The 13,263-nt window shown below is 71.7% G+C and carries 12 protein-coding genes; 6 read left to right on the forward strand and 6 right to left on the reverse strand.

Translation table 11 applies throughout. From position 1 onward, the window contains the following. Positions 1-88 precede the first annotated feature (88 nt). Positions 89-1,537 (reverse strand): MFS transporter, encoded by a 1,449-nt coding sequence (locus ACRAKF_RS12660; protein WP_447037120.1) that lies wholly within the window; start codon positions 1,535-1,537, stop codon positions 89-91. A gap of 161 nt (positions 1,538-1,698) precedes the next feature. Then, positions 1,699-2,886, reverse strand: coding sequence for a lipid-transfer protein (locus tag ACRAKF_RS12665; protein WP_447037121.1), 1,188 nt, complete (start codon positions 2,884-2,886; stop codon positions 1,699-1,701). 310 nt (positions 2,887-3,196) lie between these two features. On the opposite strand from ACRAKF_RS12665, the gene ACRAKF_RS12670 reads away from it, so the two are divergent. The 5 genes from ACRAKF_RS12670 (at position 3,197) to ACRAKF_RS12690 (ending at position 8,958) form a co-directional block, all read left to right on the forward strand. Then, on the forward strand, positions 3,197-4,939 hold the full coding sequence (locus tag ACRAKF_RS12670; protein WP_447037122.1) for an MFS transporter: 1,743 nt from the start codon (positions 3,197-3,199) through the stop codon (positions 4,937-4,939). A 119-nt stretch (positions 4,940-5,058) separates the two neighbouring features. Then, entirely contained in the window at positions 5,059-5,736 is a 678-nt protein-coding gene (locus tag ACRAKF_RS12675; RefSeq protein WP_447037123.1) for a class I SAM-dependent methyltransferase, read from the forward strand. A gap of 21 nt (positions 5,737-5,757) precedes the next feature. After that, positions 5,758-6,777 carry an N-acetylmuramoyl-L-alanine amidase gene (locus tag ACRAKF_RS12680; RefSeq protein WP_447037124.1) on the forward strand — a complete coding sequence of 340 codons (1,020 nt, stop codon included), beginning with the start codon at positions 5,758-5,760 and terminating at the stop codon, positions 6,775-6,777. A 182-nt stretch (positions 6,778-6,959) separates the two neighbouring features. Then, entirely contained in the window at positions 6,960-7,829 is an 870-nt protein-coding gene (locus tag ACRAKF_RS12685; protein WP_447037125.1) for a hypothetical protein, read from the forward strand. A 118-nt stretch (positions 7,830-7,947) separates the two neighbouring features. After that, positions 7,948-8,958 (forward strand): LLM class F420-dependent oxidoreductase, encoded by a 1,011-nt coding sequence (locus ACRAKF_RS12690; RefSeq protein WP_447037126.1) that lies wholly within the window; start codon positions 7,948-7,950, stop codon positions 8,956-8,958. A 21-nt stretch (positions 8,959-8,979) separates the two neighbouring features. Here ACRAKF_RS12690 and ACRAKF_RS12695 read toward each other — a convergent pair whose 3' ends face one another. Continuing rightward, positions 8,980-9,528, reverse strand: coding sequence for a hypothetical protein (locus ACRAKF_RS12695; protein ID WP_447037127.1), 549 nt, complete (start codon positions 9,526-9,528; stop codon positions 8,980-8,982). Between the two features lie 117 nt (positions 9,529-9,645). Here ACRAKF_RS12695 and ACRAKF_RS12700 point away from each other — a divergent pair, with 117 nt between their 5' ends. Next, positions 9,646-9,939 carry a hypothetical protein gene (locus tag ACRAKF_RS12700; RefSeq protein ID WP_447037128.1) on the forward strand — a complete coding sequence of 98 codons (294 nt, stop codon included), beginning with the start codon at positions 9,646-9,648 and terminating at the stop codon, positions 9,937-9,939. A gap of 10 nt (positions 9,940-9,949) precedes the next feature. Here the strand turns inward: ACRAKF_RS12700 and ACRAKF_RS12705 are convergent, their stop codons facing one another. The 3 genes from ACRAKF_RS12705 to ACRAKF_RS12715 are packed head-to-tail and all read right to left on the reverse strand — an operon-like array spanning position 9,950 to position 13,169. Then, the gene (locus ACRAKF_RS12705; RefSeq protein ID WP_447037129.1) at positions 9,950-11,032 is read right to left on the reverse strand and encodes a prenyltransferase; all 1,083 of its coding nucleotides are present in this window, start codon (positions 11,030-11,032) and stop codon (positions 9,950-9,952) included. Continuing rightward, the gene (locus ACRAKF_RS12710) at positions 11,029-11,805 is read right to left on the reverse strand and encodes a methyltransferase domain-containing protein (RefSeq protein WP_447037130.1); all 777 of its coding nucleotides are present in this window, start codon (positions 11,803-11,805) and stop codon (positions 11,029-11,031) included. Before ACRAKF_RS12710 ends, ACRAKF_RS12705 begins: the two co-directional genes overlap by 4 nt. Continuing rightward, entirely contained in the window at positions 11,805-13,169 is a 1,365-nt protein-coding gene (locus tag ACRAKF_RS12715) for a glycosyltransferase family 4 protein (protein WP_447037131.1), read from the reverse strand. The genes ACRAKF_RS12710 and ACRAKF_RS12715 overlap by 1 nt, the downstream gene beginning before the upstream one ends. Between the last annotated feature and the right edge of the window lie 94 nt (positions 13,170-13,263).

Genomic DNA, 13,263 nt, shown 5'->3' on the forward strand with positions numbered 1-13,263 from the left:
CTTGGACCCTGGGTGCTGTTCATCACCGGCTTCGCCGGGTTCGTCCTCAATCGCCGGACGGGCTCTTTAATTTTCCGCCGGACGGGCCCTATTTGCCGCCGGACGGGCTCTTTGCCCTCGTTCCCGGCATCCACAGCAGCAGGACCACCACGCCCGCCAGGAGGATGCAGCCGCTGGTGCGGAACGCCATCGCGTAGCCGTCGGTCAGCGCCTGCGGTGACACCGATCCGTCCATCCGCGCCGCCGCCACGGTGGAGAGCACCGCGAGGCCGAGCGCGCCGCCCATCGTGCGGGAGGTGTTGATCAGGCCGGAGACGAGGCCCGCGTCGCCCGGCTCCGCGCCCGACGTGGCGAGCGAGGCGAGCGGCGTCGTGGCGAGGCCCGCGCCGAACATCATCACGATGCCGGGCAGCATGATGGAGGTGACGTACGCGCCGTCGACCGTCATCGTCGACTGCCAGCCGAAGCCCGCGGCGGCCACGAGTATGCCGAGCACGGAGACGTTCTTCGGGCCGAGCACCGGCATCACGCGCGGCGCCAGCATCGAGCCGAGGACGATGGTCAGGGACGACGGGATGAGGGCCAGGCCCGCCTTCATCGGGGAGTAGCCGAGGACGTTCTGGGCGTACAGCGTCATGAACATCCACATGGCGAACATGCCGCCGCCGCAGACGAACATCGCGGCGTTCGCCGCCGACACCGACCGCACCTTGAACAGCTTCAGCGGCATCAGCGGCATCCGGGTGCGCGCCTCCACCAGGAGGAACCCGCCGAGCAGCGCGAGGCCGACCGCCAGCGGCACCAGGGTCGCCGCCGCCATCCAGCCCTTCTCCTCGGTCTGCACGATCCCGTACGCGAGGGTGGCGAGCCCGGCGGTGACGAGGACCGCGCCGGGCACATCCAGGCGCCGGGCCTGCCCGGCCTTGCTCTCGGTGAGCCAGGCCATGCCCGCGACGATCACCAGGGCGCCGATCGGCACGTTGATGAGCAGCACCCAGCGCCAGGAGAGCAGGTCGGTGAGGACACCGCCGACCAGGCCGCCCGCCGCGCCGCCGCCCGCGCCCACCGCCGACCAGACGCCGATGGCCCGTATCCGCGCGGGGCCCTCGGGCACCGCCGAGGTGAGGATCGTCAGGGTCGAGGGCGCCAGGATCGCGGCGCCGAGCCCCTGCACGGCCCGCGCAAGCAGGAGCTGCCACTCGGCCTGGGCGAGGCCGCCGCCGAGCGAGGCGACGGTGAAGAGGCCGAGCCCGAGGAGGAACATCCGCTTGCGCCCGAAGAGGTCGCCGGCCCGGCCGCCGAGCAGCATGAAGCCCGCGAAGGCGATGGAGTAGGCGTTGACCACCCATTGCAGCCCGATGGCGCTCATGCCGAGGTCGGACCGCATCGACGGCAGCGCGGTGTTGACCACGGAGACGTCGAGGACGACCAGGAACTGGCCCGCGCAGGCGGCGAGCAGCACCGCCCAGACCGGGACGGACTTCTTCGGCGGGGCGGCGGAATCGGTGCGGTAAGTGGTGGAGGGCGTCTGGACCATGACAGCCATCCTCTCAACCGCCCGCCGGTCCGTGCATCGGGAATTCGCGCCACGGCCCTGGGCCGCTGGTCCTAGGACTCACGGGGACCTAGGACCCAGCGGCGACAGCCGCGACGGGAGCGGCAGTCACAGCGACAGCGGCAGCCGCGCCACCGCCGCCATCATCGGCGCAGCATCGTCACCACCGCCGCCCCGCCGAGGCCGATGTTGTGCGCGAGGCCGATCCGGGCGCCCGCCACCTGCCGGGCCCCCGCCCTGCCGCGGAGCTGGCCGACCAGTTCGGTGATCTGCGCCAGGCCGGTGGCGCCGAGCGGATGGCCCTTGGAGATGAGCCCGCCGGAGGGGTTCACGACCCAGCGTCCGCCGTACGTCGTGGCGCCGCTCTCGACGAGCTTGCCCGACTCCCCCGCCGCGCACATGCCGAGTGCCTCGTACGTGAGGAGCTCGTTGATCGAGAAGCAGTCGTGCAGCTCGACGACGTCCACGTCCTCGATGCCGAGGCCCGACCTCTCGTACACCTGGCGGGCCGCCTCCCGTGACATCGGCTGTCCGACGACGTCGACGCACGATCCCGAGGCGAAGGAGTCGCCGGTGTCGGTGGTCATGGCCTGCGCGACGATCTCCACGGCCCGGTCCGCCAGGCCGTGCCGCTCCACGAACCGTTCGGAGACGACGACGGCCGCGGCCGAGCCGTCCGACGTCGGCGAGCACTGGAGCTTGGTGAGCGGCCGGTGGACGGTCCTGGCGGCGAGGATCTCGTCGACGGTGTACTCGTCCTGGAACTGCGCGTACGGGTTGGCCGCCGAGTGCCGGTGGTTCTTGGCGCCGACGGCCGCGAGCTGCGCCTCGGTCGTGCCGTACCTCTCCATGTGCTCGCGGGCCGCGTTCCCGAAGATCTGCGCGGTCGGCGGGGTCGCCACGAAGCCGTGCCGGGCGGCCATGACGCCGTAGTGGCGGGCGACGGGTGACGTCGCGAAGTCGCCTCCGTCGCTGCCGCCGCCCAGGGCGCCGCGCGTCATCTTCTCGAAGCCGAGCGCGAGCACGCAGTCGCTAAGACCGCCCTCGACGAACTGTCGCGCCATCATCAGCGCGGTCGATCCCGTCGCGCAGTTGTTGTTGACGTTGTAGACGGGGACACCGGTCAGGCCCAGCTCGTAGGCGGCGCGCTGCCCGGCGGTCGAGGGCTGGAAGCAGTAGCCCACGGGGACCTGCTCGACCTGGTCGTACGAGACGCCGGCGTCCTCCAGGGCCTTGGTCCCGGCCTCCTTCGCCATGTCCCAGTACTGCCAGTCGCGCGTCTCGGGCTTCTCGAACCTGGTCATGCCGACACCGACGACGTAGCTCTTCATCAGGCACGCACTCCTTCAGTCACGTAGCAACTGCCGGGACGGCGACAGAGTAGAACGCGTTCCAATATGACGGAAGGTCAGATGCGGGATGCGGGGGGGGCGTGGGGGATGCGGGGGGATGCGAGGGGATGCGGGGCGGCGGTGAACAAAGGGCCGCCACTTTGATGTCCCGGTTAACAAAGGGTCAAGAGTTCCCCTCGTACGACGCCCGTCGGAATAGTCGCCCCGGGTGACAGGTTCGAGCTACACGTAACCAGCTACGGGTAACCCGTGCCCAGCTCCACCACGCGCCCCTCGGAGGCCCCACGCAATGTCGATGACGACGACCCAACCACGCGGCACACGCGGAGTCGTCCCCGTACTCGCCTTCTCCGGCATCGTCGTCGCGGTGATGCAGACCCTGCTCGTGCCGGTGATCAAGGACCTGCCGGCCCTGCTCGACACCGCGCCCTCGAACGCCACCTGGGTCATGACCTCGACCTTGCTCGCGGGCGCCGTCGCCACGCCGATCATGGGACGTCTCGGAGATCTCTTCGGCAAGCGGAAGATGCTGCTCTCCAGCCTCGCCGTGATGGTCGTCGGCTCGCTGATCTGCGCTTTCACCGATGACTTGCTGATCATGATCGTGGGCCGCGCGCTCCAGGGCTTCGCCATGGGCGCCATTCCGCTCGGCATCGGCCTGATGCGGGACGAGCTGCCCCGCGAGAAGCTCGGCTCGGCGATGGCCCTGATGAGCTCCTCCATCGGCGTCGGCGGCGGTCTCGCGCTGCCGCTCGCCGCGCTCACCGCGCAGCACGCCGACTGGCACGCGCTGTTCTTCGGCGCCGCGGGCCTCGGCGTCCTCGCGATGCTGCTGACCCTGGCCTTCGTGCCGGAGAGCCCCATGCGCGCCCAGGGCACCTTCGACGTGCTCGGCGCGCTCGGCCTCTCCGCGGGGCTCGTGCTGTTCCTGCTGCCGATCACCAAGGGCAGTGACTGGGGCTGGTCCTCGGGCACCACGCTCGGCCTGTTCGCCGCCGCCGCCGTCGTGCTCGTCCTGTGGGGCGTGATGGAGCTGCGCATGAAGGCGCCGCTGGTGGACCTGCGCACCACGGCCCGCCGTTCGGTGCTCTTCACCAACCTGGCCTCGATCATGGTCGGCGTCGCCTTCTACGCCGTCTCGCTCGTCCTGCCCCAACTGCTCCAGCTACCCTCCTCGACCGGCTACGGCCTCGGCCAGTCGATGGTCGTCGCGGGGCTGTGCGTGATGCCGCTCGGCCTGACGATGATGTTCACGGCCCCCGTCTACGCCCGCCTGTCGGCGAAGTACGGCCCGAAGACCACCCTCATCCTCGGCATGCTGATCATCGCGATCGGCTACGGCGCCGGCCTCGGCCTGATGAGCGCCGCCTGGCAGACGATCATCATCGCGGTGATCCTCGGCGCGGGCATCGGCCTCGCCTACTCCTCGCTGCCCGCGCTCATCATCGGCTCGGTCGACGCCTCGGAGACGGGCGCGGCCAACGGCCTGAACACCCTGATGCGCTCGATCGGCACCTCCGTCTCCAGCGCCGTGATCGGCATGGTCCTCGCCAACACCGCGAACCACGTCGGCGGCGTCGCCGTCCCCACCATGCACGGCTTCCGGGTCTCCTTCCTGATCGCCACGGGCGCGGTCGTCATCGGCCTGGTCTTCGCCCTGCTGCTGCCCTCCGCGCGCCGCCCCGCCACGACGCAGCTTCGCGCGAGCAGTGAAGAGGACGCCAACCTGGAGCGCGCGACCAAGGCCCTGGCCGGCTTCCACGGCCGGGTGCACGGCCCGGACGGCGCGCCGCTGGCCCGCGCCAAGGTGACGCTGATCGACCGCCGCGGCAGGCAGGCGGGCGCCGCCCTCACCGACACCGAGGGCCGCTACGCCCTGGACGTGCCCGGCGACGGCTCCTACGTCCTCGCCGCCACCGCGTCGGGACACGCGCCGCGCGCCTCGGCCGCCGCGCACCGGGGCGACGAGCGTCCCGTGCGGGTCGACCTGGCGCTGGCGGGCTCGTCCGACGACAGCGACGTACCGGCCTGACCTCCGCTCTCTCCACGGCACAGCACCCCGGCACACCCGGCACCCCCGTTCACCCGCGTGACGGGGGTGCCGTGCATCATGGGGCGCCCACACCCCCGTACGACCTGGAGGAAGCCCCCATGGCCGACTTGCCCGACATGGCCGGGACGGCCGCCGTGCCCGAGCCGGAGATCCTCGCCGCCTTCGAGGCCGCCAAGGGCTTCATGCCGCGCGACGAGGGGCTCGCGCTGTACGCGGCCGCGACGGAGGCGGCCGGGCTCGGCCTGCCGCTCCTTGAGGTCGGCACCTACTGCGGGCGCTCCACGATCCTGCTCGCCGACGCCGCCCGCCGGGCCGGGGTGAGCGCGATCACCGTGGACCACCACCGCGGCAGCGAGGAGCAGCAGCCCGGCTGGGAGTACCACGACCCGGAGACGGTGGACCCCGAGGTCGGCCTGATGGACACGCTGCCCGCCTTCCGCCGCACGCTGCACAAGGCGGGCCTGGAGGAGCACGTGATCGCCGTGGTGGGCCGGTCCCCGCAGGTGGCCAAAGTCTGGGGCGGCGCGCTCGGCCTGGTCTTCATCGACGGGGGCCACACGGACGAGCACGCCACGGCCGACTACGAGGGCTGGGCCCCGCACGTGGCCGAGGGCGGGCTGCTCGTCATCCACGACGTCTTCCCCGACCCTGTCGACATCATGACCGGGCAGGCCCCCTACCGCGTGTATCTCAGGGCCCTGGAGTCCGGGGCGTTCACCGAGGTCGCGGGGGTCGACTCGTTGCGCGTGCTGCGGCGAACGGGAGCGGGGACCTGACCTCGCCGATAGGCTCACCTCGTGTCGTACGTAGGTCCGGAATTCGATCCCTCCCCGCCCCCCAAGCGCGGCATCGGCCGCCCGTTGACCGTGGCGGTGGCCGCGCTTGTGCCCACCTGCCTGGCCGGGTGGCTCGTCCTCCAGGCCACGAGCGGCCCCGACGGCGACGGTCCCGCGCGGTCGCTGCCTGCCTCGCCGAGCGCCACCGCCGGGCAGAACACCCCCGTCGAGCCCGCCTCTCCCACGCCTTCGAAGTCCGACAAGGACGGCAAAGGCGACAAGAAGGATGAGGATGGCAAGGGCGACGGCAAGGGTGACGGCAACGATTCGAGTACGAAGCCGCCCGCCGGCCGTCCCGCCGCGAACGGCCCCCTCAAGGGGAAGACGGTCGTCATCGACCCCGGCCACAACGCGGGCAACTTCCGTCACCCGACGGAGATCAACCGCAAGGTGGACATCGGGACGAACAGCAAGGAGTGCGACACCACCGGCACCTCGACCAACGACGGTTACACGGAGGCCGAGTTCACCCTGGACCTCGCCCACCGGTTGCGCGCCCTGCTCCAGAAGCAGGGCGCCACGGTGAAGTTGACCCAGGACGGTGACCGGCCCTGGGGCCCCTGCGTCGACGAGCGGGCCCGGATCGGCAACAAGGCCGGGGCCGACGCCGTGGTCTCCCTCCATGCCGACGGCTCCGGTGCGGGCAACCGCGGCTACCACGTGATCATGCCGGGCAAGGTGAGGTCGGGCTCGGCCGACACCTCTGCGATCGTCGCCCCCTCCAAGGAGCTGGGCGAGCGCATCGCCGGGAAGTTCGTCGAGATCACCGGCAGCGCCCCCTCCAACTACATCGGCGGCGGCACCGGACTCGACACCCGCACGGACCTCGGCGGCCTCAATCTCTCCACCGTCCCCAAGGTGTTCGTCGAGTGCGGCAACATGCGGGACGCGAAGGACTCGGCGCTCCTGAAGAGCGGCGCGTGGCGGCAGAAGGCGGCGCGGGGGATCTCGGAGGGGATCGAGGGGTTCCTGCGGGAGTGAGGCGTGAACGTCTTCCTTCCGTAATGTGGACGTCTTTATCCCGAGCAGACACCCCGCACGTCCGGACGATATTGTCCTTCCTACGATGAGGGGCCACCCCCGCGCTTCGCGCCCCGCGACACGACCGCGACCACGGCGACAGCGACGCCTCCACTGACGAGACGACTGACGAAGGACCTGAAGTGAATTTCCGCTCCCTCACTCGAGGCGACGGCGTGGTGATCGGAGCAGCGGTGTTGCTCTTCATCGCCTCGTTCCTCGACACTTTCGACGGCGATGGCGACACCGTTCCCACCGCCTGGGACAACGGCAACCTCCTGCTGAGCGTGTACCTGCTCGGCATCATCGGTGCGGCGCTCATCGTCCTCGGCCGCGCCCTGCAGCCGCAGCGCAAGGTCGTGGGCCTCGACCTGGGACAGCTCGGCGTCGGCTTCACGCTGGCCGCTGCCTGGTCCTCGCTCGGCGCGATCTTCGACACCGACCAGTCCTTTGGCGTCGTCTTTGAGCGGCTCGGCAGCTTCGGCCAAGGCAGCAGCGAGTCGCCCGACGCCGGCGTCGGCCTCATCCTCGGTCTGATCGGCGCGCTGGTCCTGGCCGCCGGTGCGATCGCCGGCCTGATCGTCCCCGCCCTCAAGGCCCCCCTCATGGGCGCCCCCCGTCCGGCCGCCCCCGGCCCCTACGGCGGTCAGCCGCAGGGTGGCTACGGCTACCCGGGCGCCGGTGCGGGCCAGCCGCAGCCGGGCTCGCCCTACGGCGCCCAGCCGGGTCAGCCGCAGGGCGGCCAGTCCTTCGGCGGGCAGCCGCAGCCGCAGGCCGGGCAGACCCCGCCGCCCGCGCAGGCGCAGCCCGCCGGTGACTTCTCGCCGTTCTGGTTCGCCGTGCCGGTGCCGCGTCCGCTGTACGCGGAGGACGGCTCGCCCACGCCGATCGCCGAACTGGCCCCCGGCACCTGGTACTTGGCCGTCGAGCAGCGCGGTCCCGGCCTGGTGGCCCAGACGCAGGACGGCCGTCGTGGCGTCCTTCAGGACACCACGGGGATCCAGCGCGGCTGATCCGCCCCAGCGAACACCTCGCGGCCCCTCGCCCTTCCGGGCGGGGGGCCGTTGTCGTACAGTCGGCCCGGCCATGACCTGACGTACCGTCAGTTCAATCCGCCGACCGGGAGGGCGTATGCGGCTCGGGCTCGCACTCGGCTACTGGGGGCGCCGCCCCGACCCCGGCCACCTCGCCCTCGCCCAGGAGGCCGAGCGGCTCGGCTACGACTCGGTGTGGACCGCCGAGGCCTGGGGCTCGGACGCCTTCACGCCGCTGACCTGGATCGCCGCGCACACCTCACGGATCGGGCTCGGCACGGCCGTCGCCCAGATGGCGGCCCGCTCCCCCACCGCCACCGCCATGCACGCGCTCACCCTCGACCACCTCTCCGGCGGGCGGATGAGGCTCGGCCTCGGTCTGTCCGGGCCGCAGGTGGTGGAGGGCTGGTACGGGCGGCCCTTCCCGAAGTCGCCGCTGACCGCGACCCGGGAGTACGTCGAGGTCGTACGGCAGGTGCTCCGGCGCGAGGGTCCGGTGGAGCTGCGGGGCCGCTTCCACGCCCACCCCTACGCGGGCGACGACGGCACCGGCCTCGGCAAGCCCCTCAAGCCGATCACCCATCCGCTCCGGGCCGACCTGCCGGTCCTGCTCGGCGCGGAGGGGCCGAGGAACATCGAGCAGACGACACGGATCGCGGACGGCTGGCTGCCGCTGTACTGGTCGCCGCTGCGCCCGGACGTGTACGGGCCCTCCCTCGCCGGGCTGCGGGACGGCTTCACGATCGCCCCGATGGCCCGCGCGAAGGTGTGCGACGACGTCGCCGAAGGCCTGCTTCCCGTCAAGGCGATGCTGGGCTTCTACATCGGCGGCATGGGGCACGCCGCCCGCAACTTCCACGCCGACCTGATGGCCCGCATGGGCTACGAGAAAGAGGCGTGGCGGGTCCAGGAGCTGTTCCTCGCGGGCCGCAAGGAGGAGGCCGTCCTTGCCGTGCCGGACGCCTTCGCCGACGAGATCTCCCTGGTCGGGCCGCGCGCACGCATCGCCGAGCGCCTCGACGCGTGGCGCGGGGGCCCGGTCACCGACCTCCTGGTCCTCGCCCCCGACCCGCACACCCTGCGGGTCCTGGCCGAGCTGAACTCCTAGGGGCCGGCTTACGGGGACGGGTCAGCCGTTGCCGAGTTCACCGGCGGAGGGCACCTTGTCCTTGACCTCGGCGCCCGCCTCCTTGCCCGCGCCCTTCACGGAGTTGATCACGCCGTCGAAGTCCTTCACGATCGAGTCCGTCGAGTCGCCCTTGCGGAGCTTGGACGGCAGGTCCTTCAGCTTCTCGATGCTCTCGGACAGCGGCGCCACGGCCTTGGAGAGCGTCGGGTCGCCCTTCGCGTTCTTCGTCGCGGCCTTCAGCCTGTTGTACGTGAAGGCGCCCGCGACGCCCGCCTTGACGAGGGCGAACTTGCGGCCGTCCGCGCCCTTCTTGAACTTGCCCGCGCGCCACGGCTTCACGATCCACTGGTACGTGGCTCCCGCGGCGAGCCCCGCGTTGGCGACGAAGCGGGTCTTGGCGAACTTCTGCTTCTCGGCGCTGCTGCTGGACGACGGCGCCGACGCCTTGGTTTCCTTGTCGTCGCTGCCACAGGCCGTCGCGCCGACGAGCAGAGTGCAGCACAGAGTGAGTGAGACCCCGGCACGACGGACGGGTACGGAGCTGAGCACGGCAGCGGCCTCCAGAGGTGAGCGGTTCTCCGGGCAGCCTCACCCCGGCCGCCGGGCGCCGCCAGCCGGGCGGGCCCGTACGGGTTTCGACGGGCGCGCCGCAGGTACTCGATTGTCATGTCCCCAGTGCGACGCTCAAACGGCAGCACCGCAGCGAACATCATCATGGTCATCGCGGACGTCATGGCCCTCATCCTCGGGCTGTGGATCCTGATGTACCTCCTGGACGCCAACCGCGCGAACGAGCTCGTCCAGTTCATCCATGACGTGGCCCGTTTCCTCGCCGGCTGGTCCCATGACCTGTTCACCTTCGACGAGACCTGGGCCAGGGTCGTCTCGGGCTACGGCCTCGCGGCGGTCGTGTACCTGCTCATCGGACACGCACTCGCGGGCCGCCTGCGCCGCTACTGAACCGCCGGCGCTACGGAGTGCTCCCGCAGCACTCCGGGGCCAGGCCGCTCGGCAGCCGCTCCCCCGAGAAGACCGCGCAGGTCGGCTCGTCGCCGCCGAGCGCCGCCACCGCGAGGAGCAGGGAGCCCGCCGTCCAGGTGGTCAGTTCCTCGGGCCAGCGGGCCCGGTCGTCGAAGACGTAGCCCGTCCAGTACAGGCCGCTCTCCGGGTCGCGCAGGTGCTGGATGGACTGGAGGATCTCCAGGGCGCGGTCCGACTCGCCGAGCACCCACAGGGCGAGGGCGAGTTCGGCGCTCTCGCCGCCGGTCACCCAGGGGTTCGGCACCACGCAGCGCACGCCGAGTCCGGGCACCACGAAGCGGTCCCAGCCCTCCTCGATCCGCGCCTTGGCCTCCGCGCCGGTCAGCGCGCCGCCCAGGACCGGGTAGTACCAGTCCATGGAGTAGCGGTCCTTGTCGAGGAAGCGCTCGGGGTGGCTGCGGATCGCGTGGGCGAGGGCGCCGGCCGCGAGCTCCCAGTCGGGCTGCGGCTCCTCGCGCTGCTCGGCGATGGCGAGGGCGCAGCGCAGCGCGTGGTGGATGGAGGACGATCCGGTGAGCAGGGCGTCGGTGACGGGCGTGCCGTCCGGCTCCCGCTTCCAGCCGATCTGTCCGCCGGGCTGCTGGAGCGCGAGGACGAACTCGACGGCGGCGACCACCGCGGGCCACATGCGGTCGATGAACGCCTCGTCGCCGGTGGCGAGGTAGTGGTGCCAGACGCCGACCGCGAGGTAGGCGCAGAAGTTGGTCTCCCGGCCGTGGTCGGTGACGTCGTGCGGGTTCCCGTCGGCGTACGCCGCGTACCAGGAGCCGTCGGCGTTCTGGTGCCTGGCGAGCCAGTCGTAGGCGCGCTCGGCCGCCGCGTGTTCGCCCGCCGCGTCGAGCGCCATGGCGGCCTCGGTGTGGTCCCACGGGTCGAGGTGGTGGCCGCGGAACCAGGGGATGGCCCCGTCCTCGCGCTGGACGCCGAGGATGCCGCGTACCGTCGCCACCGCCTGTTCGGCCGTCAGGACGCCGGGCAGGATGAGGTGTTCGGTCCGCTCCGGGCTCGTCACTTGGTGTCCGCCGCGGCGTCGGCGGAGGCATCGGCGGAGGCGCCGGCGGAGGCCCTCGGGAGGTGCGGCTTGGTCGCGTACGCCACGAAGCTCTTGCCCACGACGGGGTTGAGGAGCTGCTCGGCGACGCGGGTGGCCAGCGGCTTCTTCATGATGTCCCAGACGAGCAGCTTGTGGTAGGCGCGCACGGGCAGCGCCTTGTCGTTGTCGACGCCGAACGCGCACTTCAGCCACCAGTACGGCGAGTGCAGCGCGTGGGCGTGGTGGGTGCCGTACGGCTTGAGGCCCGCCTCGCGCATCCTGCCGAGGAGTTCGTCCGCCTTGTAGATGCGGATGTGGCCGCCCTCGACCTCGTGGTAGGCGTCGCTGAGCGTCCAGCAGACCTTCTCGGGGCCGTAGCGCGGGACGGTGACGGCGATGCGGCCGCCGGGCTTGAGCACCCGCACCATCTCGGCGAGCACGCCCTTGTCGTCCGGAATGTGCTCCATGACCTCGGAGATGATCACGACGTCGAACGAGGCGTCGGGGAAGGGCAAGTTGAGCGCGTCGCCCTCCATCGCGGTGGCCGTGGCTCCCGCCGGGGCCTCGCCCTCCTCCTTCATCGCGGCGAACCACTTGGCGACCTCGCGGATCTCCTCGCCGTTCCGGTCGAGGGCCACCACCTGAGCCCCGCGCCGGTAGCACTCGAAGGCGTGCCGGCCCGCGCCGCAGCCCAGATCGAGCACGCGGTCGCCCGCAGCGAGCGGGAAGCGGGTGAAGTCGACGGTCAGCATCAGCGATGGCTCCCGGAGTACGTCGCGGTGGCCGCGGGGCGGCCGGGGTTCGTGGCGGCGGAACGCCGCATGGCCTCGCGGTAGCGTTCCGCCGTTCCCTTGGCGGCCTGCGCCCAGGTGAATTTCCGCAGCACCCGCTCGCGGCCCGCCCGGCCGAGGCGGGCCCGCAGCTCCGGGTCGCCGAGCAGCCGGTTCAGGCCGACGGCGAGGGCGTCCGCGTCGCCGGGCGGCACCGCGAGGCAGGTCTCGCCGTCGGGGCCCGCGACCTCGGGGATCGCGCCGCCGGTGGTCGCAAGGAGCGGTGTGCCGGTCGCCATCGCCTCCGCCGCGGGGAGGGAGAACCCCTCGTACAGCGAGGGCACGCAGGCGATCTGTGCCGAGCGGACGAGGTCCACGAGTTCGGCGTCGGTGATGCCCTTGACGAACTCGACGCGGTCCGCGAGGCCGTGGCGCTCGATGGCCTGGGCGACGGGGCCGTCCTCGGCGCGCCTGCCGACGACGACGAGGTGGGCGCCGGGGTGCTCGGTGCGCGTCTTGGCGAGCGCTTCGACGAGGTGGACCAGGCCCTTGAGCGGGACGTCGGCGCTGGAGGTCGTCACGATGCGGCCCGGCACCTCGGGCACGGCCGGGTCGGGCGAGAAGAGGCTGGTGTCGGCGCCGATGTGGACGACGTCGATGCGGTCCTCGCGGACGCCGAGGTGGTCGATGATCTCCTGGCGCGAGGTGCCGGAGACGGTCACGACGGAGGGCAGGCGCCGCGCCACGCGCTTCTGCATGCGGGTGAAGGCGTACCAGCGGCGGACGGAGAGGCGGCGCTTGAAGTCGGGCGCGGCGTCCAGTTCGAGCTGCCGGTCGACGGTGATGGGGTGGTGGATCGTGGTGACGAGCGGTGCGCCCAGGTCGCCCAGGAGGCCGTAGCCGAGGGTCTGGTTGTCGTGCACGACGTCGAAGTCGCCGCGCCGGGCGCGCAGGTGGCGCCGGGTCCGCAGGCTGAAGGTGGCGGGCTCGGGGAAGCCGCCGGTCCACATGGTCGCCACTTCGAGGGCGTCGATCCAGTCGCGGTACTCGTCGCGCTTCGGGGTGCGGAAGGGGTCGGGCGAGCGGTAGAGGTCCAGGCTCGGCAGTTCGGTGAGGCTCAGGTTCTCCAGGCCCGCGCCCTCGTCGAGGACCGCGTAGGGCTGGGCGCCGATCACCTCGACGCTGTGGCCGAGCCGCGCAAGCTCGCGCGAGAGGTGGCGTACGTAGACGCCCTGTCCCCCGCAGAACGGGTTCCCCTTGTAGGTGAGGAGAGCGATGCGCAGCGGTCGGTCGCCGTCGGCGTCGGAGCCCTTGCGGGGGCCCGCTTCCATGGCCTCAGCGGTCACTCTCGGCCCCCTTCTCCGTGCAGTTGTCCGCGAGATTACGCCGGGACGGTAATCTAGAACAAGTTACAGACTTGTTCGTCGGGCGATCGTTGGA

This window comes from Streptomyces sp. DSM 118878 (genome assembly GCF_052936595.1).